This window comes from Streptomyces sp. NPDC085937 (assembly GCF_044540535.1).
GTDB lineage: Bacteria > Actinomycetota > Actinomycetes > Streptomycetales > Streptomycetaceae > Streptomyces.
Window position 1 is genome coordinate 124,315 of sequence record NZ_JBITSH010000001.1, and the last position, 21,382, is coordinate 145,696.

Annotated in this window: 19 protein-coding genes; 12 read left to right on the plus strand and 7 right to left on the minus strand. The window is 73.0% G+C overall.

The window, feature by feature from the left end:
* Positions 1-82 precede the first annotated feature (82 nt).
* Positions 83-484: a winged helix-turn-helix transcriptional regulator gene (locus ACIF8S_RS00520; protein ID WP_399996482.1), complete on the plus strand. Its 402-nt coding sequence runs from the start codon at positions 83-85 to the stop codon at positions 482-484.
* 31 nt (positions 485-515) lie between these two features.
* Here the strand turns inward: ACIF8S_RS00520 and ACIF8S_RS00525 are convergent, their stop codons facing one another.
* Together ACIF8S_RS00525 and ACIF8S_RS00530 are read right to left on the minus strand one after the other, a co-directional pair.
* Positions 516-2,645, minus strand: a complete 2,130-nt coding sequence (locus tag ACIF8S_RS00525) for an SDR family NAD(P)-dependent oxidoreductase (protein ID WP_399996483.1) — start codon at positions 2,643-2,645, stop codon at positions 516-518.
* Positions 2,646-2,701: 56 nt separating this feature from the next.
* Positions 2,702-3,454 carry a TetR/AcrR family transcriptional regulator gene (locus tag ACIF8S_RS00530; protein ID WP_399996484.1) on the minus strand — a complete coding sequence of 251 codons (753 nt, stop codon included), beginning with the start codon at positions 3,452-3,454 and terminating at the stop codon, positions 2,702-2,704.
* 55 nt (positions 3,455-3,509) lie between these two features.
* Here ACIF8S_RS00530 and ACIF8S_RS00535 point away from each other — a divergent pair, with 55 nt between their 5' ends.
* The 6 genes from ACIF8S_RS00535 (at position 3,510) to ACIF8S_RS00560 (ending at position 9,986) form a co-directional block, all read left to right on the plus strand.
* Positions 3,510-4,934 carry an MFS transporter gene (locus tag ACIF8S_RS00535; protein ID WP_399996485.1) on the plus strand — a complete coding sequence of 475 codons (1,425 nt, stop codon included), beginning with the start codon at positions 3,510-3,512 and terminating at the stop codon, positions 4,932-4,934.
* A gap of 197 nt (positions 4,935-5,131) precedes the next feature.
* Positions 5,132-5,833, plus strand: a complete 702-nt coding sequence (locus tag ACIF8S_RS00540; protein WP_399996487.1) for a response regulator — start codon at positions 5,132-5,134, stop codon at positions 5,831-5,833.
* 215 nt (positions 5,834-6,048) lie between these two features.
* Complete coding sequence (locus ACIF8S_RS00545) at positions 6,049-8,127, plus strand: sensor histidine kinase (protein WP_399996488.1); 2,079 nt, start codon at positions 6,049-6,051, stop codon at positions 8,125-8,127.
* Between the two features lie 112 nt (positions 8,128-8,239).
* Entirely contained in the window at positions 8,240-9,244 is a 1,005-nt protein-coding gene (locus ACIF8S_RS00550) for a GTPase family protein (protein ID WP_399996489.1), read from the plus strand.
* The gene (locus ACIF8S_RS00555; protein ID WP_399996490.1) at positions 9,241-9,549 is read left to right on the plus strand and encodes a hypothetical protein; all 309 of its coding nucleotides are present in this window, start codon (positions 9,241-9,243) and stop codon (positions 9,547-9,549) included. The genes ACIF8S_RS00550 and ACIF8S_RS00555 overlap by 4 nt, the downstream gene beginning before the upstream one ends.
* A gap of 230 nt (positions 9,550-9,779) precedes the next feature.
* The gene (locus tag ACIF8S_RS00560) at positions 9,780-9,986 is read left to right on the plus strand and encodes a hypothetical protein (RefSeq protein WP_158686724.1); all 207 of its coding nucleotides are present in this window, start codon (positions 9,780-9,782) and stop codon (positions 9,984-9,986) included.
* 141 nt (positions 9,987-10,127) lie between these two features.
* Here ACIF8S_RS00560 and ACIF8S_RS00565 read toward each other — a convergent pair whose 3' ends face one another.
* Entirely contained in the window at positions 10,128-10,931 is an 804-nt protein-coding gene (locus ACIF8S_RS00565; RefSeq protein WP_399996492.1) for a VOC family protein, read from the minus strand.
* 206 nt (positions 10,932-11,137) lie between these two features.
* Here ACIF8S_RS00565 and ACIF8S_RS00570 point away from each other — a divergent pair, with 206 nt between their 5' ends.
* The gene (locus ACIF8S_RS00570; RefSeq protein WP_399996494.1) at positions 11,138-11,989 is read left to right on the plus strand and encodes a sulfurtransferase; all 852 of its coding nucleotides are present in this window, start codon (positions 11,138-11,140) and stop codon (positions 11,987-11,989) included.
* Between the two features lie 179 nt (positions 11,990-12,168).
* Here the strand turns inward: ACIF8S_RS00570 and sepH are convergent, their stop codons facing one another.
* From sepH to ACIF8S_RS00585, 3 genes are all read right to left on the minus strand, one after another.
* Complete coding sequence (gene sepH, locus ACIF8S_RS00575; protein ID WP_399996495.1) at positions 12,169-13,218, minus strand: septation protein SepH; 1,050 nt, start codon at positions 13,216-13,218, stop codon at positions 12,169-12,171.
* A gap of 411 nt (positions 13,219-13,629) precedes the next feature.
* On the minus strand, positions 13,630-14,949 hold the full coding sequence (locus ACIF8S_RS00580) for a D-arabinono-1,4-lactone oxidase (protein WP_399996496.1): 1,320 nt from the start codon (positions 14,947-14,949) through the stop codon (positions 13,630-13,632).
* Positions 14,909-16,147 (minus strand): MFS transporter, encoded by a 1,239-nt coding sequence (locus tag ACIF8S_RS00585; RefSeq protein ID WP_399996497.1) that lies wholly within the window; start codon positions 16,145-16,147, stop codon positions 14,909-14,911. The genes ACIF8S_RS00580 and ACIF8S_RS00585 overlap by 41 nt, the downstream gene beginning before the upstream one ends.
* A 147-nt stretch (positions 16,148-16,294) precedes the next feature.
* On the opposite strand from ACIF8S_RS00585, the gene ACIF8S_RS00590 reads away from it, so the two are divergent.
* Positions 16,295-17,422, plus strand: coding sequence for a ferrochelatase (locus tag ACIF8S_RS00590; protein WP_399996498.1), 1,128 nt, complete (start codon positions 16,295-16,297; stop codon positions 17,420-17,422).
* Positions 17,423-17,430: 8 nt separating this feature from the next.
* Positions 17,431-18,249 (plus strand): inositol monophosphatase family protein, encoded by an 819-nt coding sequence (locus tag ACIF8S_RS00595; RefSeq protein WP_215210933.1) that lies wholly within the window; start codon positions 17,431-17,433, stop codon positions 18,247-18,249.
* A gap of 318 nt (positions 18,250-18,567) precedes the next feature.
* Here ACIF8S_RS00595 and ACIF8S_RS00600 read toward each other — a convergent pair whose 3' ends face one another.
* A complete protein-coding gene (locus ACIF8S_RS00600) occupies positions 18,568-18,741 on the minus strand; it encodes a hypothetical protein (RefSeq protein ID WP_199785258.1) in 174 nt (57 codons plus the stop codon).
* Positions 18,742-19,179: 438 nt separating this feature from the next.
* Here ACIF8S_RS00600 and ACIF8S_RS00605 point away from each other — a divergent pair, with 438 nt between their 5' ends.
* Positions 19,180-19,833: a response regulator transcription factor gene (locus tag ACIF8S_RS00605; protein ID WP_003993508.1), complete on the plus strand. Its 654-nt coding sequence runs from the start codon at positions 19,180-19,182 to the stop codon at positions 19,831-19,833.
* Between the two features lie 10 nt (positions 19,834-19,843).
* Positions 19,844-21,088, plus strand: a complete 1,245-nt coding sequence (locus ACIF8S_RS00610; RefSeq protein WP_024885593.1) for a HAMP domain-containing sensor histidine kinase — start codon at positions 19,844-19,846, stop codon at positions 21,086-21,088.
* Positions 21,089-21,382: the final 294 nt, after the last annotated feature.

The following is a 21,382-nucleotide window of genomic DNA, read 5'->3' on the forward strand; positions in this document are numbered from 1 at the left end:
GAACCGCTCGTTCATCGTGGTGCACCCGCCCGGTCACGGGCAATAAGGCACATTGCGGTGACCCGGTTCCCCGGAGGTAACCATGACCCCACCCGACGGCCCGTCAGAGCCGGTACGCCGGCAGGACCCGTGCCGGACGGCCGACGTGCTGAACATCGTCGGCGACAAGTGGTCCCTGCTGGTCGTCCGCAACCTCAGCCAGGGGCCGCGCCGCTTCACCGAGCTCAAGCGCGCCACCACCGGCATCAGCCAGCGCATGCTGACCGTCACCCTGCGCAGCCTGGAGCGCGACGGCATCCTCACGCGTACGGTCCACAACGTCATGCCGCCGCACGTCAGTTACGAGCTCACCCCGATGGGCGTGACCCTGCGACAGGCGACCGCGCCTCTGCTGGAGTGGTCCACCCACAACCTGGACGGCATCGCGGCCGCCCGGGCCGCCTACGACAGCCGCGCCGGGACCGGCCGGCCGTCACCCTCGTAAGCCCAGCCCGGCGGATCGTGCCGGACAGGACCTAGCCCTCCCGCCCGTACCGCCGCCGCAACCCCTCCGCCAGCGGGGCCTTGGCGAAGGCGCCCGCCGCCACCCGGGCCGCGACCGTGCGGCGGACGATCCGGTCGGTCAGCGCCGGGGCGTGCCGGGCCAGCGCCATCTCGGCCCGGCCGCGGCGGGTCGTCGCCACGTCGCGCGGGGCACGGCGGGCGGTGACCGCCGAGACCACCGCGGCCACCACACCCTCCAGCGGCTCCGGCCGCGACACCCCGTCCAGGGAGAGCCCCGCCTCCCGCGTGCTGTCGTGGATCGGGCTGCGCACCATGCTCGGGTAGACGGTCGTCACCCCCACATGCGTGCCGACCTCCAGCCGCAGCGTGTCCGCGTACGCGGCGAGGGCCCGCTTGGAGACCCCGTAGGCGGCGGCCAGCGGCAGCGGCATCACCGCCATCCGCGAGGCGATGAACACCACCCTGCCGCGCGCCCGTTCGAGATGGGGGAGGGCCGCCGCCGTCACGTCCCAGGCGGCGAGCAGGTTCAGGTCCAGCTGGGCGTGCACCTCCGCCGACGGCCGCAGCTCCGCGGGTGCCGGACCGCCCCGGCCCGCGTTGTTGACCAGGACGTCCACGCCCCCGCCGAGCAGCCGCACGGCCTCCTCGACTCCCTTGGTCACCGACTCCGGATCGGTCAGGTCGCAGCCCACCACCGGCACCGGGGCCGAGGCGTCGGCGTGCAGGTCCAGGCCGACCACGCGGGCGCCGAGCTCGGTGAACCGCGCCCCCAGCGCGCTGCCGAAGGTCCCCGCCGCGCCCGTCACGAGCACCCGCCGTCCCGCGAGCGGCGTCACGTCCCGTCCGCCGTCCAGGTCCCGCGCCACCTGGCGCAGGTACTGGTCGACGTCGATCCGCATGTGGGGCCGCTTGTCGCCCCAGCGTTCCCGCGCCGCGTGCAGCTCCGCGGTGACCGACGCCAGCATCCGGTCGCGCGGCGGCCTGCGCAGCCGTCCGGTCAGGTGCGCGGCGAGCAGCCGGCTCTGCGCCTCCACCACCGGCAGCGCCGACCCCGTCGACTGCATCAGGCCCACGAAGGACAGGGCGTCGTCGTCCAGAGGGAACACGTGCCGGTACAGCGGCAGCCGGGCCGGGTCGGGAACCAGTGCCGGGTCGAGGAACGGCACGGTCGCCCGGTACCCGGTGCACCACAGCACGTGGTCCACCTCGTCCTCCCGCCCGTCCGTGAAGCGCACCCGGCGCCCGTCGAAGCGTTCGATGCCCGCCCGTACGCCGATCTTCCCGGCCCGCACCAGCGCGGGGACCGTGTCGCTCAGCGTCGGATGGTCCTGGAGCACGCCCTCGGGGGACGGGGGCAGCGCCGGCCCCTCAGTGCCGCGGGCCGCGAGCCGCAGCATCGTCTGGGAGAGCCGCTGGCGCAGCCGCCACGGCAGGACGGCCGCCAGCGCGCCGTTCCACTGGTCGGTCGGGCGGCCGAACAGCCGCTTGGGCAGCACCCATACGCCGCGCCGAGCCGAGATCAGCACCTCGTCCGCCTGCTCCGCCAACTCCGTCGCGATGTCCATCGCGGAGTTGCCGGTGCCGACGACCAGCACCCGGCGACCCGCGAACTCCGACGGCTCGCGGTAGGCGTGCGCGTGCGAGGTGGTCCCCTCGAAGGTGCCGGGGTACGGCGGTTCGGGCAGACGCGGGGTGTGGTTGTGCCCGTTGGCGACCACGAGATGGGCGACCGACTCCTCGTACGCGCCGTCGGGGCCGTTCAGTTCGAGGAGCCAGCCGTCCTCGGTGCGCCGGGCGGCGGCGAGTTCCGTGCCGGTACGGAAGTGCTCCGTCACCCCGAAGCGTCCGGCGTAGTCCTGGACGTACGACAGCAGTTGGCCGCGTGAGGGGTAGTCCCCCCACTCCGCGGGCATCGGGTGGTCGGCGAACTCGGTGCGGGGCCTCGACGTGTTGAGCCGCAGCCCCTCGTACGCGGCGGTGTCCGGGGCCAGTCGCCACAGTCCGCCCAGCTCGTCGGCGCGCTCCACGCCGAACACCTCGACGCCCGCCCGGAGCAGCGCCTTCACGGCCGCGATGCCCGCTATGCCGCCGCCGACGACGGCCACCCGTCCCGGTCCCGCCGTGCCCCGCCCTGCGCCCATCGCGTCCGCGCCCTTCCCCGAGCCGTGCAGCCGTCACGCGCGGCTGTCCCGTGAAGTTATTCCAACGTGTGATGGATTATTACGTCACTTCCCTCGCCGGCACCAGACCCCGTCCCGGCCGCGCTCCCGTCCGTCCCGTACAGGGCGTCGAGGAAACGGCGCACCCAGAGCCGGAACTCGTAGCGCTCCCGCTCCCGTTCGGCGGGGGAGGCGGCGGCCAGCGCGGTGACGTGACCGTGCGCCGCCCACACCAGGCTGCGCACCGTGACGTGCGGCGTGGTCTCGCGCACGGTCCCCGCCTGGGCGGCCTCCAGCAGCGCCCGCTCCACGTCGCCGTACAGCGGCAGCGCGTACGCCCGGTCCAGGCCCGCGCCGCGCGTCGGGTCGAGCCACCGGCGCAGCCACAGGAACGTGGTGTGCGGATGCTCCTCAAGGAAGTCGACGAAGCCCTCCGCGAGCGCGCGCAGCGCCGCGCCGAGGGGCTCGCCGCCGGCCGCCGCGGCCCGGTCCAGATCGGCCACCAGCGGGGCGAGCGCCGCCCGCTCGGCCGCGTGCACCCGCTCGAAACAGGCGTCGTACAGGGCCTCCTTGGCGGGGAAGTGGTGGTGCAGGCTCGACACGTCGATGCCCACCCGCGCCGCGATGTCGCGCAGCGAGGTCCCCTCCGGCCCCCGGGCGGCGAACAGTTCCGTGGCCTCCCGCAGGATCCGCTCGCGCGTGGAGGGCCCGTCCCGCTCCGCGCGCCGGGGCCGTCCCGGACCGCGCCGGGCGGGCCGCTCGTCGGGGGATGTCTCGCTGCTCTTCCTCATCCGGCACAGTCTGGCTAGGATCCGCAGACCTCGCAATCCAACATCTGAGGGATTCATGAACGCCGCCACAGGATCCGAAGCCCCTCTCCCCGACGAGCGCGCCCCCGCCGCCGTGGCGGACGCCGGGGACGGCGCCGACGTGCCCCGCCCCGCGCTCGTGCGCTACGCGCTCGGCTCGGCCGGCATGGGCGTCTACGTCACCGTCCCGGGGCTGCTGCTCCTGTACTTCCTGACCGACACCCTCGGCGTCGCCCCCTGGCTGGCCGGCCTGGCGCTGCTGGTCCCCAAGGCCGTGGACATCGTCCTGCACCCGTACGTCGGCTCGCTTTCCGACCGGGAGCGTGCCAGCCGGGGGACCAGGCTGCGGCTCCTGAAGGGGGGCTGCGCCCTCGCGCCCGCCTTCGTCGCGCTGTTCGCCGTCCCCGGGCCGGTGGCCGACCGGACCTGGGCCGCCGCCCTCTGGGTCGCCGGCTGGTTCGTCGTCGCCAACGCCCTGTTCGCCGCGTACCAGGTGCCCTATCTCGCCACCCCCACCGACATGACCGTCGGCTACCACGGCCGGACCCGGGTGCTGTCCTTCCGGATGGTGGTCCTCACCGTCGGCATCCTCGTCGGCGGCGCGCTGGCCCCGCTGCTGGCGGGGGAGGGCGACTCGGTCGGCCGGTACGTGAGCATGGCCGTGGTCCTCGGCGCGTTCACCGTGGTCTTCCAGTTCGTCGGCGTCGGCGGCGTCCGCGACCTCCTGCCCGCCCCCGGACCCGGCGGGCGGGCCCCGGAACGGGCCCCGCACGGTCCGGCCCTCGCCCAGGTCCGGGACGTGCTGCGCCGCAACCGCCCCTTCCGGGTGCTGGTCTCCTGCTACCTCCTGGTCTCCACGACGACCCACCTGGTCCTCGCCGGTCTGCCGTACTACGCCCGGCACGTACTGGACCGCCCCGGCTTCACCACCGTCCTCATGGCCGCGTTCGTCGCCCCCGCGCTGCTCACCACGCCCGTGTGGTTCCGCCTGTCGCGGAGCTGGGGCAAGCAGCGCTGCCTGCTGCTGTGCCAGGCGTTCTTCGTCGCCGGGGCGCTCGGCCTCGCGGCGGGGAAGGGGGCCGGGCTCGGGGTGCCCGTCCTGTGCACCCTCGTGCTCGGCGTGTGCTTCGCGGGCCTGCAGCTCTTCCCGTTCTCGATGGTCCCGGACACCGTCCGCGCGGGCGGCGGCGCCGAAACCGACCGGACCGGCGCCTACACGGGGGTGTGGACCGCGACGGAGGCGACGGGCGCCGCGGCCGGTCCTTACCTGTACTCGGCGGCCCTGGCCCTCGGCGGGTACGCGGCCGCGCGGGCCGGGGAGGAGGTCACCCAGTCGGGCGGCGCGCACACGGCCATCCTGCTCGGCTTCACGCTCCTGCCCGCCCTCCTCATGGCCGCCGCCCTCGCGGTCCAGTCCCGCTACCGCCTCGACGTGGAACTCAGCGGGCCCCGGAGGCCGTGACGAGGCTCAGCCCGTCACGACAGCTTTGACAGCGCTCGGTCGGCGGCTGCCGGCACGCTCCTCGTCGTAACGGCCCGAGATACCGGGAGTTCCGCACGAAGCCGCCCCGACCCGCCGTGGCACGGCCTACGATGCCCCTCCGGGGAATCGAGTGCGCATCAGGGCTCCGGGATGCGCGACGGGGGCGGGGCGATGGCATGGGACCAGGCGCGGAGGACGGGGGCAGCCCGGTGATCGGGGTGGCCGCCGTGGACGACCACCCCATCCTGCTCGACGGCATCGCGGCGTACTTCGCTGCTCATGCGCCCGGTATCCGGCTCGTGGCCACGGCCGAGAACGTCGACCTCCTGCTCGCGGCACTCGCCGGTGACACCACGGCATCCGTTGTTCTGCTCGACCTGCGCCTGCGCGACGGCAGTGACGTCGCCTCGAATGTCCGACGGCTACGGGCCACGGGGGCGCGCGTGCTGGTCTTCACCGCCGAGCAGCGCCCCGCCCTGGTGCGTCGGGCGCTCGACGAGGGAGCGCTCGGCCTTGTGCTGAAGGAGGATCCGCAGGAACGGCTCGTCGACGCGATCCGCACGGCGGACTCGGGCGAAATCTACGTGTCCAGCCGCCTCGCCCACTCGATCGTGACCGATCCGCGGGGCGAGGTCCGGCTGTCCGCCCGCCAGCTGGAGGTGCTGCGACTGATCGCCCGGGGCCTGCCCTACGCGGACATCGCACGCATGCTGCACATCACCGAGGACACCTTGCACACCCACCGCAAGAGGGCGGTCGAGGCCTACGCCAAGGTGGCTGACGACCAGGTGGGAGGCACCAGCGAGCTCGTGTACCGAGCTGTGGCCGACGGGCACATCGACATCGGCCCGGACCTGCCGGAACGGACCGTCCCCTGAGACCGGGGTCCTACCGGTACGGGGTGGAGTGCGGGCTGTCCCGCGCGGTGGCCGCTCTGTCGGCCCTGTTCGCTCTGAGCTGGTCCGGATTCCTGCTGTCGGGAGCCGCGGAGCCATGGCCAGATGTCCGCGCGGTGGCACTGGTGTCGCTCGCGCAAGCTGTGGTGACGGTCGTACGCGGCGCACGGGTGCACCTTTCGCGTGGGGACCTCGGCATGGCGGTCGGCCTGGCGCTGGTGGGACCGGCGGTACTCGCCGCCGAGGGGACCTCCCGCGTCGTGATCGGGCAGCGTTGCCTGCTGACCACTCCCGCCGTGCTGCTCGCCGCAGCGGTGCTGCCGGGCCGTGCCCGGCGGTGGACGTACGCGGTGGTGATCGGTGCGCAGGTCGTCACCTGTTGGCCGGCGGACGGCCCGGCGGGCGCCGTCGAGGGCGTCTGGCCGCTGGTGGCGACGGCGGTGGCCGGTGATGTGCTTGCTCCGCTCATGCGCGGGGCGGGCGACCGGGCCGACCGAGCACGTGAGCGGGTACGGGCGGTACGAGCGGCTGCCGGCCGCGAGGCCGGCCGACGTGAGGCCCACCGCAACTTCCAGGGCGTGCTGCACGACGAGGTCAGTACCGCACTGCAGGCCATCACCCTGCCCGGCGTCCCGTTGCTCCGGCTGCGGGAGGCGGCTGCGGGAGCCGTGGCGGCGCTCGCGGCCTACCCGGTGCGGCCGGCCGGCGCCGGCATGGTGGACCTGACGGCTCCGGTCCGCGGACTCCGGCCGCCCGCAGGGACGGAGCTGACGGTCGAGACACCCGACGCGCTTCACGTTCCGGCACACGTCGCCGAGGCCGTGGCCGGCGCCGCCCGCGAGGCGCTGCGCAACGTCGAGGAGCATGCCGGGGCCCGGACCGTACGCGTACGTCTGCACAGCGTGGGCGGACAGGACCGTCCTGACACCGGGAGGGGCGCGGGTTTCCGGCTGAGCGTCACGGACGACGGGACGGGTTTCTCCGCCGGGGAGATCGCCCCGTCCTCGGTGGGCTTACAGCGTTCGGTCATCCGGCGCATGGACGAGGCCGGAGGACGGGCGGACATTCGCAGTACCCCTGGACGCGGCACCACCGTGCGGCTGGAGTGGCACCCGCCGGCCGCAGCTCCGGCGGACGCGGAAGAACTGGCCGGCGCCCGGGACGGAACCGCCGAGGCGACGCTCGCACGGATGCGGGCCGCCGTGGGGGACGTGCGGCGCCCCCTGGCCGCCGTATGTCTGCCGTTCCTCTCGGCCATGGGGATCGTCGCGGTCATACATGCCTCCCGCAGCCCGGGCACCGGCCCGCTCCTGGTCTGGTACGCGCTGCTCGCGGGCCTGACCGTGGCGCTGCTCCGGCGGGCGGATGCGGGCATCTCCCGGTACGCGGCCGGCGCGGCCTGCTGTTTCGCCGTTTCCGGCGTGCTCGGCAGCTTCCTGTTCCTTCCTCTCTCCGCCCTCAAGGACTTCGATTCCTGGCCGGTCGGCGCCGTGACACCGCTGCTGACTCTGCTGGTGATCGTCCGTCCTGCCTGGGAAGCGCTGACGGCACTGGCGCTGGAACAGGCGGGCATCGTCGTACTCGTAGCCACCGGCCCGCCGATCGCCTCCTCGCCCGGCGCAACCGTCGCCGTCGTGCTGCCCGCCCTCTTCGCGCCCGCACTCGGCGTCCTCACGGGCCTCGTCATCGGACGCACCATCGCCCACCTGGGCGGGGTGACCGCCCGGGCGGAGTCTGCCCGGTCGGCCTTGCTGGCCACCGAGGCGGCGCGGCGGGCCCGGGAGGAACTGCACCGTGAACGACTGGCCCTGCTCGGCGAGGAGATCCTTCCACTGCTGACCGAAGTGGGCTCCGGCCGGTGCGCGCCCGACGACCCGGGAATCAGGAACCGGGCCCGTCTGCTGTCCGGTGCCGTCCGCGACGAGCTCCAGCTTCCTGGCGTCCTCGACCGGACCGTGCGTGACCTGTTGGCGTCCGCCCGCCGGGCGGGATGCACCGTCGCCATTCAGTCGGACTCCGACGACCTGCATCCGCCCGCTCTTCTGCGGCTGTTGCTGAGTACGGCGCTGACCAGCGGCCCCGCGCCGCGCGAGATCATCCTTACCGTCAACGCCGTGACGGGCACCTTACGGGCCTCCCTCGTCGTGCTCCCAGGAGACCGGCAGCGGGCCCGGGCGCTGGAAGACGCGCTCTCGGCCGGCGGTGCCCGAACGGACGCCGACGTGCTGAACTCCGACACCTCCACCTACGTGGAAGCAGCCGTTCGCGCTCCCTGACCCCGCGCCCGTCGACCGTGTCCCCGTCGGCGGGGACAGACGGCACGATCCCCTTACCGGGACGATCGCGGTACCGGGGCGCGGGGCCCCGGCGATCCAGAAGGGGACGGTCATGTCCGGAACCATCCGCGACCGCCTGAGGCGGTTCACCACGTCGGTCGAGCAGTCCGAGGACCTCACACCCGCCCAGAAGAAGGCGGTCCTTGAAGGCTACGAGGAGGCGCTCGGCAAGGAAGGCCCGCCCCGGCTGGTCCTCATCGGCCAGACCGGTGTCGGCAAGTCCACGACGGTCAACGCCCTCTTCAACGCCGGACAGGAGGTCGGGCACAGCAAGGCGACCACGGACAGGGCCTGGACGATCCCGGTGCAGGAGGTCAGTGGGTGCAAGGGCGCCCTGGAGGTCGTCGACATGCCCGGCCTCGGTGACGACATCGCGAACTACCGCCGCTACCTGGACCTGTACCGGCAGATCCTGCCGACCGCGGACGCCATCGTGTGGATACACCCGGCCGAGGACCGGACGGTCCAGCTCGTGCAGCAGGCGCTGGCGGACGTCTTCGGGAACAGTCCCGAACTGGTCGGCCGCCTGGTGTTCGGCCTCAACAAGGCCGACGAGATCGGTCCGCACGACTGGAACAGGCACGCGAACCTGCCCTCCGAACTGCAGCGGACCGCGCTACGGGAGCGGGAGGAGGAGTTCACCCGCAGCATCGCCCGCGTGCTGCCGTCCTGGCGGGGCCGGGCGGTGTGCTACGCGGCCGGCCGGTTCTTCAACCTGACGGCCCTGTTCAAGGAGATGATGTACGCCGTCCCCGAGCAGCGCCGGTGGGTTCTGGAACAGCGCATGGCCCTGGCGGACTTCACGGCTCTGGTGGACCGCAAACTGCTTCGGGCCGCCACGGCGAGGACCCTGGCCGAGATTCCGGAAGGCGATCCGACCCCACCCGTCCCGCAGCAGACGCCCCAGGACCGGACGCGACAGCCCGATCCGCACGAGCCTCGGTCCGTCGCCGACGCGCTGGCGGAACTCTCCGACGCCCAGTGGCGAGAGCTGTACGCCGACCGGGCTCGGTTCGAGGAGTACGTACGCCGTGTGGAGCGGGGGCAGAGCCGATGAACGCCGAACCGCGTACGGGAGCCGAGTTCGACGCGGTGGTGAACGCCCTGCGCTCGGTCATCCAGGAGCAGATGGAGGACCTGCGGGAGATCGACCGGTTGTCGGAGGCGTCGTTCCGACTGTGGCTCAACAAAGTGGCCGGCCGGCTCGCGGCGGTCGCCGGCGTCTCCCTGGCGCGGGTCAGTGCCTTCATCGACGACCTCGCGTCGATCGCGGCCCGCATGGTCGAGACGGGGAAGCGGTCCTACCGGGACGCGTACCGCAGGGCCCGCCGCGTCCCGGACGACCCGCGACGGTCACCATGACGTGGGTCGAGTTCGCGTTCCCGCAGTGCCCGGCTTGCTCCCGCTCGTGGGCCGTGAGCCGGCATCGCAACTGCCCGGGAGACGCGGGGAGTGACGCCGGGAGCGGTGGCGGCAGTCTGGAGGTGGAGCCCGACCGGTCGCGCGTGCGCTGCTCGGGCTGCCGGCGGACGTGGGGGGTGTGGGAGACGAACTTCCACTGCCCCTGCGGACGCCGGTTCGAGGCACAGGAAGTGGAGGAGGCCGTTCGGGAGATCATCCGCGTCGCGTCCTTGCTGGCACAGGTGTTGGCTCAGCAGGCTCGGGACCTGGCGGACATCCGCCGCGCGGGTGACGCGTCGTTCCGCGCCTGGACGAGCCGTCTGGTCAACGCCGTGGCGAGTTCGCTCGGGACGATGGCAGGCCGTCTCGTCGGCAGTCTGCTGAGGGCCCTGGACTGAGAGCGATGGCGGCGGACCCGGGGCGCCGGCGTCCGCCGCCACATCGCCCAGATCCGGGTGCGTCCCGGGGGCTCGGCCGTACAGTCGACCGACTCGCCCCGTGCCCGGGCGCGACAGCCGCGGCCACCCGACACAGTCGCGTCAGCGCGGCCCCCGTACCAGCGCGAACCGCGCCCCCTCCGGGTCGGCCACCGTGGCGACGCGGCCGTGCTCGGTCTCCCGGGGCCCGGTGAGCACCTGGCCACCGAGGTGGAGGACCTGGTCCACCGCGTCGTCTGTGTCCTCCACCGTGAAGTACGTCGTCCAGTGCGGCCCCCGGTCGCGGGGCAGCGCGTTGCCCACGCCGTGGACGCCGGTCACCGGGCGGCCGTCCAGGCGCAGCGTCACATAGTCGAGGTCGGCCGAGACGACCGGATCCTCGTCGTAGCCGAACACGGTCTCGTAGAACTTGGCGACATGGGGCGTCTCGTAGGTCGTCAGCTCGTTCCACGCCGGGGTGCCGGGCCGGCCGGTGACGCCCCGGCCGGCTCCCGGGCCCGCCTGCCAGATGCCGAAGACCGCGCCGCACGGGTCCGAGGCCAGCGCCATCCGCCCGGCGTCGGCGGCGTCCAGCGGCCCCACGCCGACCGTGCCGCCGCACGAACGCACCACCTCGGCCGTCCGGTCCACGTCGTCCGAGGCGAAGTAGGGCGTCCAGGCGACGGGCAGCCGGCGATCGGGCGGCAGCACCCCGATCCCGGCCACCGCGTGCCCGTCGAGCACGGCACGCACGTAGGGGCCGAGCGGCTGCGGGCCCGGCCGGAACTCCCATCCGAACAGCGCTCCGTAGAACTTCTCGGTCGTGGCCAGTCCGCGCGCCATCAGACTCACCCAGCAGGGTGTGCCGGGCGTGTGCCGACCGGACCCGTCGCCGTTCGGGCGGGCGTTCCCCCGTGCGTCGGTCATCGTCACTCTCTTCTCGGCCGCTCGTACGTCGGCCGTGGTCTGCTCGCCCCTGCGGGGCCGTCTCGCGTCCGCCCGGCGGATCGTTCCCGCATCGCGGCCGACACCGTATGTGCCCGATCCCGTACGCCCGGTGACCGGATGTGCCCGGCCGAGCAGAGTAGTCGGAGCGGGACGAGTCGGCCACCCCGTGCGCGAGGATGGTGACCATGAACGCCATCATCTCCGCATCCGAACTCGCGGCCGCGCTGCAGACGGACCGCCCGCCGGTCCTGCTCGACATCCGCTGGCAGCTCAGCACGGCGGCCGCCAACGGCGAACCGCCGTTCGACGGGCGAGCCGCCTACGCGGCGGGCCATCTGCCCGGCGCCGTCTTCGTCGACCTGGACCGGGAGTTGGCGTCCGCGCCCGGCCCGCAGGGGCGCCATCCGCTGCCGGACCTCGCGGTGTTCGGTGCCGCGATGCGCCGTGCCGGGGTGTCCGCGGGGACGCCCGTGGTGGTGTACGACGGCGGCATCGGCTGGGCGGCCGCCCGCGCCTGGTGGCTGCTGCGCTGGACGGGTCACCCGGACGTGCGGGTCCTGGACGGCGGACTGTCCGCCTGGGAGGGGCCGTTGGAGACGGCGGTGCCGGAGCCGGCCGAGGGCGACTTCGTGCCGGAGCCGGGGGACACCGGGGTGCTGGACGCGGACGGTGCGGCGGATCTCGCCCGTACGGGGGTGCTGCTGGACGCCCGTGCGGGGGAGAGGTACCGGGGCGAGGTGGAGCCCATCGACCCGGTCGGCGGCCACATCCCGGGTGCCCTGTCCGCGCCGACCTCCGACAACGTGGGCGCCGACGGCCGGTTCCGGCCCGCCGACGAGCTGCGCGCCCGCTTCGGTGAGCTGGGTGTGACGCCGGAGGCACCGGTCGGCGTGTACTGCGGCTCGGGCGTGTCGGCGGCGCACGAGGTGCTGGCCCTGGCGGTCGCCGGTGTCCCGGCGGCTCTGTACGTCGGCTCCTGGTCGGAGTGGTCCTCCGACCCGGACCGACCGGTGGCGGTGGGACCGGACCCGCGGTAGCCGCCCCTTCCCGCCCCGGGGCTCCGCCCCGGACCCCGCTCCTCAAACGCCGGAGGGGCTGATTTCAGCCCGTCCGGCGTTTGAGGACGAGGCCCGTCAGGGCCGACAAGGCGGCGGGCTGTCCCGGAGAGGTGCGTAAGGGCAGCGCCCTTCAGGGGCTACGGGCCGGCGGGCCGGCCTTACTCCTGCTTCTTGCGGCGCGTCCCGAACACGATCTCGTCCCAGCTCGGCACCGCCGCTCGACGGCCCGGACGGACGCCGTCCGCCTCGGCCTGACGGTCGGTCGAGCCGATGAGACGGTCCCGGTGGCTGCCCACCGAACGGGGCATCAGCACGTCCGCATACGCGGAACCCGCGGAGGCGGCGGGCGCCGGCGGTTCCTCCGCCTCGGGCTCGGACTCCGGTTCCTCGGCGGACGGTTCGGGGGTGCGCTCCGGCACCACCAGGTCGCCGCGGAAGCTCGGTACCGCCTCCAGGAGGCTGGTCAGGGAGTCGCGTTCACCGGAGGCCGCGGCCGCGGTGGACTCCTCGGCCGGCTCGGACGCCTGCGCGGGCAGGCTCGGCCGCTCGCGGTCGCCGGGGCGGTCCAGCGGGCGGTCGCGCGGCAGCCGGGCGATGCGCGGCACGAACGGGAAGCTGGGCTCGGGCGCGGCGAGGTCGTCGGACTCGCCGATCAGCGAGCGCGCCTCCTCGTCGACGGCCTGGACCAGCCTGCGGGGCGGGTCGTACGTCCAGCTCGCCGAGTGCGGCTCGCCCGCGACCCGGTAGACCAGCAGTACTTCCCAGGTGCCGTCGTCGCGGCGCCAGGAGTCCCACTGGACGGTGTCCTTCTCCGCGCCGCGCAGCAGCAGCCGCTCCTGCACGGCCTCGCCCAGCGGGGGACCGGAGTTCTCCCCGGGGCGGCGGACGGGCGTCTTGCGGGCGCGCTCGGCCATGAAGGCGCGCTCGGCGAGGACGGGGCCTTCGAAGCGGCGGACGCGGTCGACGGGGATGCCGGCCATCTGGGCGACCTCTTCCGCGGTCGCACCGGCCCTTATACGGGCCTGGATGTCGCGGGGGCGGAGATGGCTCTCCACCTCGATCTCGATCTGGCCGAGGCGGGGACGGTCGCCGCGCACGGCGGCGCGGAGCCGTTCGTCGATCGGAAGCGTGTACTCCGTGCTGTCCGCAGCCTTCAGCACCAGCCGTGTGCCGTCATTCGAGACGGCCACGACACGCAGTTCGGGCATGGGGACCTCCCGGGTGGTGCCTGCCGACGTCACGTGCGTCGCTGCTTCCGCTAGTCGAGTGTGGCCTGCCCGGGTGCAGCCTGCCACAACCTTGCCGAGTTGCCCGGCGTGTCGGGCGCGGGCCCTGGATCGCCGTTATGGCACGGTTACCTATTCGCAACGCTAAGTGACCAAATGCGTCACCCTGTGCAACTAGCCCCCTCCCGGCGGTCCTCCGAGGACCCGGGCACCCTGACGGGAGTCCGGACCCAGGGTTCGTCACAGTACTCCATTTGGGCCACGTGCGTGGATTGGCACGCCGCCCGAGTTCGCGCAAGGGGTGGGACTTGGCCGTGGTTGCCCCACTCATCCGGCCCTGAACATGGCGGACTTGTGGGGAACTTCACGCAATCGCCGGAAACGGAGGCATGTCTACGCCCCCAGGACCCTCCGCAAGTAGTCGTTGCGGAACCGCCGTTCCGGATCGAGCCGTTCCCGGAGCGCGACGAACTCCTCGAAACGCGGATACACCCGTGAGAGGTACTCCGTGTCCCGTGTGTGGACCTTCCCCCAATGGGGTCGCCCCTCATGGGCGGTGAAAATCCGCTCGGCGGCGGTGAAGTAGCGCTGGTACGGCGTGCCCTTGTACATGTGGACCGCGATGTAGGCGCTCTCCCGGCCGGACGCCGTGGACAGCGCGATGTCGTCGGCCGGCGCGGTGCGCACCTCGACGGGGAAGCTGATCCGCAGCCCGGACCGGTCGACCATCGCCTTCAGCTCCCGCAGTGTCTCCACCAGCGCCTCGCGCGGGACGGCGTACTCCATCTCCACGAAGCGCACCCGGCGCGGGGAGGTGAACACCTTGTAGGGGATGTCGGTGTACGTCCGCGCGGACAGCGCCCGGCTGGAGATCTGCGCGACGGCCGGAATGCTCACCGGCGCGGCGCGGCCCACCCAGTTGGCCACCTGGAAGACGCCGTTGGAGAGGAACTCGTCCTCGAACCAGCCCCGCAGCGGCGGCACCGGGCGCTCGGGGCCCGCGCTGCGGTTGTTGCGTTTGGTGTTGGTGTTGCCGGTGTGCGGGAACCAGTAGAACTCGAAGTGCTCGTTCTCGGCGTGCAGCGCGTCGAACTCGGCGCACACGCGGTCGAACGTCATGGGCTCCTCGCGCGCGGTGAGGAGGAAGAGCGGCTCCACGGCGAAGGTGACCGCGGTGACCACGCCGAGGGCCCCGAGGCCGATCCGGGCGGCGGCGAAGACGTCCGGGTTCTCCTTCTCGGAGCAGGTGAGCACCGAGCCGTCGGCGGTGACCAGTTCCAGGCCCTTGATCTGGGCGGCGAGGGAGGCGGAGTCGCGGCCGGTGCCGTGGGTGCCGGTGCTGGTGGCGCCGGAGACCGTCTGCTCCATGATGTCGCCCATGTTGGTCAGCGACAGGCCCTCCCGCGCGAGGGCCACGTTGAGCCGCTTCAGCGGGGTGCCCGCCTCGACCGTGACGGTGCCCGCCTCGCGGTCGATCCGCCGGATCCCCGTCAGCAGCTCGGGGCGGATCATCAGGCCGTCGGTGGCGGCGATGGAGGTGAAGGAGTGGCCGGTGCCGACCGCCTTCACCGGCAGCCCGTCCGCGGCGGCCCGGCGCACCGCCGCGGCCAGTTCGTCGACGGAGGCAGGCGTGACCTCCCGGGCGGGCCGGACGGAGACGGTGCCTCCCCAGTTACGCCACGTGCGGTTCCTCGTGCTCGTCGTGCTGCCCAACGAAGCCTCCCCGACCCGGTGCCGGCCTCTCGAGCCGGCGGTACCCGAGGAAACCGACCGCGACCGCGACGGCCCCGGCCACCGCCGGAACCCCGTACCCGGCGCGCGCCCCGGCCGCGTCGATCACCCAGCCGCCCGCGGAGGAGCCGAGGGCGACCCCGACCGCGAGCCCGGTGCTCACCCAGGTCATGCCCTCGGTGAGCTGCGCGCGTGGTACGTGCTCTTCGATGAGGGACATGGTCGTGATCATCGTGGGAGCGATGGACAGACCCGCAACGAACAGCGCCACGGCCAGAAACGGCAAGTTCCCGACCAGTAGGAGTGGGATCATACTCACGGCCATGGCGCAAACGCCCAGCAACCACCGGCGTTCCGGTGCCCCCGCGAAGTGCAGCAGCCCGAACACCAGCCCGGCCACGCAGGAACCGAGGGCGTACACGGCGAGCACCACGCTGGCCGCGGCCTTGCGACCCTCCTCCTCGGCGAAGGCCACCGTGACCACGTCGACCGCGCCGAAGATCGTCCCCGTCGCCGCGAACGTCGCGACCAGCACCTGAAGACCCCGCGACCGCAGCGCCGAGCCGCCGCCCTGCTGCTCGCGGGGGTGCGGCGCGGGCTCGGTGGCGCGCTGGGCGGTCAGCCAGAAGACGCCCACCGCCAGGAAGCAGGCCGCCAGCAGCGGGCCGGCCTCCGGGAACCAGGCCGTGGACAGACCGATGGAGACGATCGGGCCGACGATGAAGCAGACCTCGTCCACCACCGACTCGAACGAGTACGCGGTGTGCAGCCGGGGCGTGCCCCGGTACAGGGCGGCCCAGCGCGCCCGGACCATGGCGCCGAGACTCGGCACGCAGCCGATCCCGACGCACGCGACGAACAGCACCCACTCCGGCCAGCCGTAGTGCGCGGCGCACAGCAGCACCGCGGCGCCGGACAGCGAGAGGAGTGTGGCCGGGCGCAGCACCCGGCGCTGGCCGTACCGGTCGACCAGGCGCGACACCTGCGGGCCCGCCAGCGCGGCGGAGAGCGCGATGGTGGCCGAGAGGGCGCCGGCCAGGCCGTACCGGCCGGTCACCTGGGAGATCATCGTGACCACGCCGATGCCCATCATCGACAGCGGCATCCGGCCGAGGAACCCCGCGGCGGAGAAGGCCCTGCTGCCGGGGGCGGCGAACAGGGCGCGATAGGGGCTGGGCACGGGGTTCTCCGGAAGATCAGTAAGGTGCTACCGCAGTCGATACAGCTTACTGGCGGCGTCACCCGGTTGCTCCGGTGATCCGCGGCACCTCCGGCGACACCCCCGGGCCCTGTCCCGGCCGCCGGTGCCGGGTGGGAGGATCGAGACATGTCTGACGTGCTCGATGCCAGTCCCTACGACGCCCTGCTCCTGCTCTCCTTCGGCGGCCCGGAAGGCCCGGACGACGTGGTCCCGTTCCTGGAGAACGTGACCCGCGGGCGGGGCATCCCCAAGGAACGCCTCAAGGAGGTCGGACAGCACTACTTCCTGTTCGGCGGGGTCAGCCCCATCAACGACCAGAACCGCGCCCTGCTGGACGCGCTGCGCAAGGACTTCGCCGAGCACGGCCTCGACCTGCCGGTGTACTGGGGCAACCGCAACTGGGCCCCCTACCTCACCGACACCCTGCGCGAGATGGTCCGCGACGGCCGCCGCCGCGTCCTGGTCCTCGCCACCAGCGCCTACGCCTCCTACTCCGGCTGCCGCCAGTACCGCGAGAACCTCGCCGACGCGCTGGCCACGCTGGAGAAGGAGGGGCTGGAGCTGCCGAAGATCGACAAGCTGCGCCACTACTTCAACCACCCCGGCTTCGTCGAGCCCATGGTCGACGGGGTGATCCGGTCGCTCGCCGATCTCCCCGAGGACGTCCGGGACGGCGCGCACATCGCCTTCTGCACCCACTCCATCCCCGACGCGGCCGCGGACACCTCGGGCCCGGTCGAGGCGCACGGCGACGGCGGGGCGTACGTCGCCCAGCACCTGGACGTGGCCCGGCTGATCGCCGACGCCGTCCGCGAGCGCACCGGTGTCGACCACCCCTGGCAGCTCGTCTACCAGTCCCGCTCCGGCGCCCCGCACATCCCGTGGCTGGAGCCCGACATCTGCGACCACCTTGAGGAGCGGCACGCGGCCGGGGTCCCGGCCGTGGTGATGGCGCCCATCGGCTTCGTCTCCGACCACATGGAGGTCCTCTACGACCTCGACACCGAGGCCACGGCCAAGGCGGAGGAACTGGGCCTGCCCGTGCGGCGATCCGCGACCGTCGGCGACGACCCCCGGTTCGCCGCGGCCGTCCGTGAACTGGTCCTGGAGCGCGCGGCCACCGAGAGCGGGCGGCAGATCACCCCGTGCGCCCTGGGCGCGCTCGGCGCCAGCCACGACCTGTGCCCGGTGGGCTGCTGCCCGGCCCGCGCCCCGCGCCCCGCCGCCGCGGGCGCCGACAGTCCCTACGCCTGAGGAGCCCCGTGACCGACCCCCTGCACGCGGAACTGCTGGAGCTGGCCCGGGAGGCCGCCCGGCGCGCGGGTGAGCTGCTGCGCGACGGCCGCCCCGCCGACCTCGCGGTCGCCGCCACCAAGTCCAGCGCGGTCGACGTCGTCACCGAGATGGACATCGCTGCGGAGAAGCTGATCACCGGGCTGATCGCCGAGCGCCGCCCGGAGGACGGCATCCTCGGCGAGGAGGGTGCCTCCACGGCCGGCAGCAGCGGCGTCCGCTGGGTCGTCGACCCCCTCGACGGCACGGTGAACTACCTGTACGGGCTGCCGACCTGGGCCGTCTCGATCGCGGCCGAGCAGGACGGGGTGACCGTGGCCGGCGCGGTGTTCGCCCCGATGCGCGGCGAGGCGTACCACGCGGTGCTGGGCGGCGGGGCCTGGGTCACGGGCGCCTGGGAGGGCGAGCGGCGCCTGGCCTGCCGGCCGTCGCCGCCGCTCGACCAGGCGCTTGTATCCACCGGCTTCAACTACGTCGCCGAGGTCCGCGACCACCAGGCCGAGGTGGCGCGCCGGCTGATCCCGCTGGTGCGGGACATCCGGCGCGGCGGCTCGGCGGCGATCGACCTGTGCGACGTGGCCGCCGGCCGGCTCGACGGCTACTTCGAGCGCGGGCTGCACCCGTGGGACCTCGCCGCGGGCGACCTCATAGCGCGGGAGGCGGGCGCCCGCACCGGCGGCCGTCACCCCGGCAGCGCGCCGTCCGGCGAGCTCGCGGTGGCGGCCTCCCCGGGCGTCTTCGACCCCCTCCTCCACCTCCTGGAGGACTTCGGCGCGTGGCACGACTGAGGTGACGGGCGGACCACCGCCCTGAGCCGCCCGACGAAGCACCCCCGAACACCGCCCCACGGCCAAAGGGCCCCGCCGCTGATCCCAGCGCCGGGGCCCTATGGCGCGAGGGCGCCGGCACGCACCGTCCACCACGCCACAACCCCTGGTGCCGAGCCGGGCACCGGTCTGCTGAGCCGTCCGCACGGCCCGGCCGGGCGGACGTCGTCAGGTGGCCGGCGCCTTGCGTCGGTGGTCGCGCACGCACGGGTGGGTGCACAAGGGCGGGCCCCGGCGGCTGGATCCGCCGGGGCCCGCCCTTGGTGCGGTGCCGGCTGGTCAGACGCTGTACGCGCCGACTTCCACGCCGTGCTCGGCGGCGAGGCGGCGCAGGTCGTCGAGTTCGCCCTGCTCCACTTCGACGAGGAAGTCGTCGCCCTCGTCGCGGGCACGCGACAGATCGGACTCGGTCGCCTTTATGCGCTGCAGAAGTCCTGCGGTGAATGCGTCCATGCTGCGCCCCCTCGTCCTGGGTCGGTGGGTCGGTGGCACGGGGGTGTGCCGTCGGAAGGGATGATCACGTCCGTGGCGGATGCCCAGCGCCGCTGGCCGGGCGGCGACGGTACCGGACATCCACGCCCGCTCTGCGGAAGCGGACCGTGTGCACCGCATGGTGGTGCGGTACATGCAGAGCGTGATCGCGGGATGTAAAACCCGTCCTCCCCAAGCTCCCTTCCGCGGAAACCTAACCGCGCGAGAAATTCTCGTATTCCCGGCCCGTTCGCCCGCAGGTTCCCCGGTCCCGGGCCGCCGGCCAACCCCGGGCCCGGCCGCCTTACAGCCGACTTACGGTCGAAAAGGGCAGGATGGAGGCAACACACCCACCCGTACCCCTGCCCGAGTGCGCGCTGCCGAAGGCCGCCGGGCCGGTCATGAGGAAGGACTAGCGACGTGCGTGTACTCGTCGTCGAGGACGAGCAACTGCTCGCCGATGCGGTGGCCACCGGACTGCGCCGGGAGGCCATGGCCGTCGACGTCGTGTACGACGGCGCGGCCGCCCTGGAACGCATCGGTGTCAACGACTACGACGTGGTCGTCCTCGACCGCGACCTCCCCCTCGTGCACGGCGACGACGTCTGCCGCAAGATCGTCGAGCTCGGCATGCCGACCCGCGTGCTGATGCTCACCGCCTCCGGCGACGTCAGCGACCGCGTCGAGGGCCTGGAGATCGGCGCCGACGACTACCTTCCCAAGCCCTTCGCGTTCAGCGAGCTGATCGCCCGCGTGCGGGCCCTCGGCCGGCGTACGAGCGTCCCCCTGCCGCCCGTCCTGGAACGGGCCGGGATCAAGCTCGACCCCAACCGCCGCGAGGTCTTCCGCGACGGCAAGGAGGTGCAGCTCGCACCGAAGGAGTTCGCCGTGCTCGAGGTCCTCATGCGCAGCGAGGGCGCCGTGGTCTCCGCGGAGCAGCTGCTGGAGAAGGCCTGGGACGAGAACACCGACCCGTTCACCAACGTGGTGCGGGTGACCGTCATGACCCTGCGCCGCAAGCTGGGCGAGCCGCCGGTCATCGTGACCGTGCCCGGCTCCGGATACCGGATCTGATCAACTGACCATGGCTGCCACCCCCGCGCCCCCCACGGCGCCCCCCAAGCCCACCTGGGACCCTCGGTCGCCCACCCCGCTGCCCTGGCTGCGTCCCACCATCCGCATACGGCTCACGCTGCTGTACGGCGGCATGTTCCTGATCGCCGGCATCCTGCTGCTGTCGATCATCTACCTGCTCGCCGCGCAGGCCCTGCGCACCGGCAGCCAGCCGCTGTTCAAGATCGTCGACTTCGACGGCCTCAAGGTCTCCAGCAACGACTGTCCGGGCATCGCCGACGGCAACCTCTCACTGTCCGAGTTCAACTCCGCGATCAGCGAGTGCATCGACCACCAGCGCCAGGGCGCCCTGGACAACCTGCTCAGCCGCTCCCTGCTGGCCCTGCTCGGCCTCGCCGTCATCGCGTTCGCCTTCGGCTACGCCATGGCGGGCCGGGTGCTGTCGCCGCTGGGCCGCATCACCCGCACCGCCCGCGCGGTGGCCGGCTCCGACCTCTCCCGCCGGATCGAGCTGGACGGCCCGGACGACGAGCTGAAGGAGCTGGCCGACACCTTCGACGACATGCTGGAGCGTCTCCAGCGCGCGTTCACGGCCCAGCAGCGCTTCGTGGGCAACGCCTCCCACGAGCTGCGCACCCCGCTGGCGATCAACCGCACGCTGCTGGAGGTGCACCTCTCCGACCCCCAGGCACCGGTGGAGCTCCAGCAGCTCGGCAAGACGCTGCTGGCCACCAACGAGCGCAGCGAACAGCTCGTCGAGGGTCTGCTGCTGCTCGCCCGCAGCGACAACCAGATCGTCGAGCGGGGTCCCGTCGACCTCGCCGAGGTGGCCGGGCAGGCCATCGACCAGGTGACCACGGAGGCGGACGCCCGCCACGTGGCGATCCGCAGCAGCCGCCGCCCGGCGGTCGTCCAGGGCAACGGCGTGCTGCTGGAGCGGATCGCCCTGAACCTGGTGCAGAACGCGGTGCGGTACAACGTGCCGGAGGACGGCTGGGTGGAGGTCACCACCGAGGTCCAGCACGGGCAGGCGATCCTCGTGGTGTCCAACACGGGCCCGGTCGTCCCCGCGTACGAGATCGAGAACCTCTTCGAGCCGTTCCGCAGGCTGCGCACCGAGAGGACGGGCAGCGACAAGGGCGTGGGACTGGGTCTGTCCATCGTGCGGTCGGTCGCCCGGGCGCACGGCGGGCACATCTACGCCCAGCCGAGAGAGGGAGGCGGGCTCGTGATGCGTGTCACCCTGCCGATCTGACATCATGCCCCGTCCCCGACATGTGTTCGCTCTGCGCGGAATTTTCGAGTCGCTCCGCAATCGAATTCATGTGTGATCGATCACAGACGCGCCGATTCGGCCATCTACTCTCCGTGATCATGGGTGCCGCTGTAAGGCCGGAAAAGTCCCGGTTTTCAGGGGCCCCCATCACGGGAAGTACACGGTGAGGTGCCTTTGAAGTGCGGCATCGGGACCGTGTACGGTCCCCTTCGCCATCCAAGCCGATCACTCGTGAGGAGTCCGGTTGGGTGTCGATTGAGTAACAGACCTTGA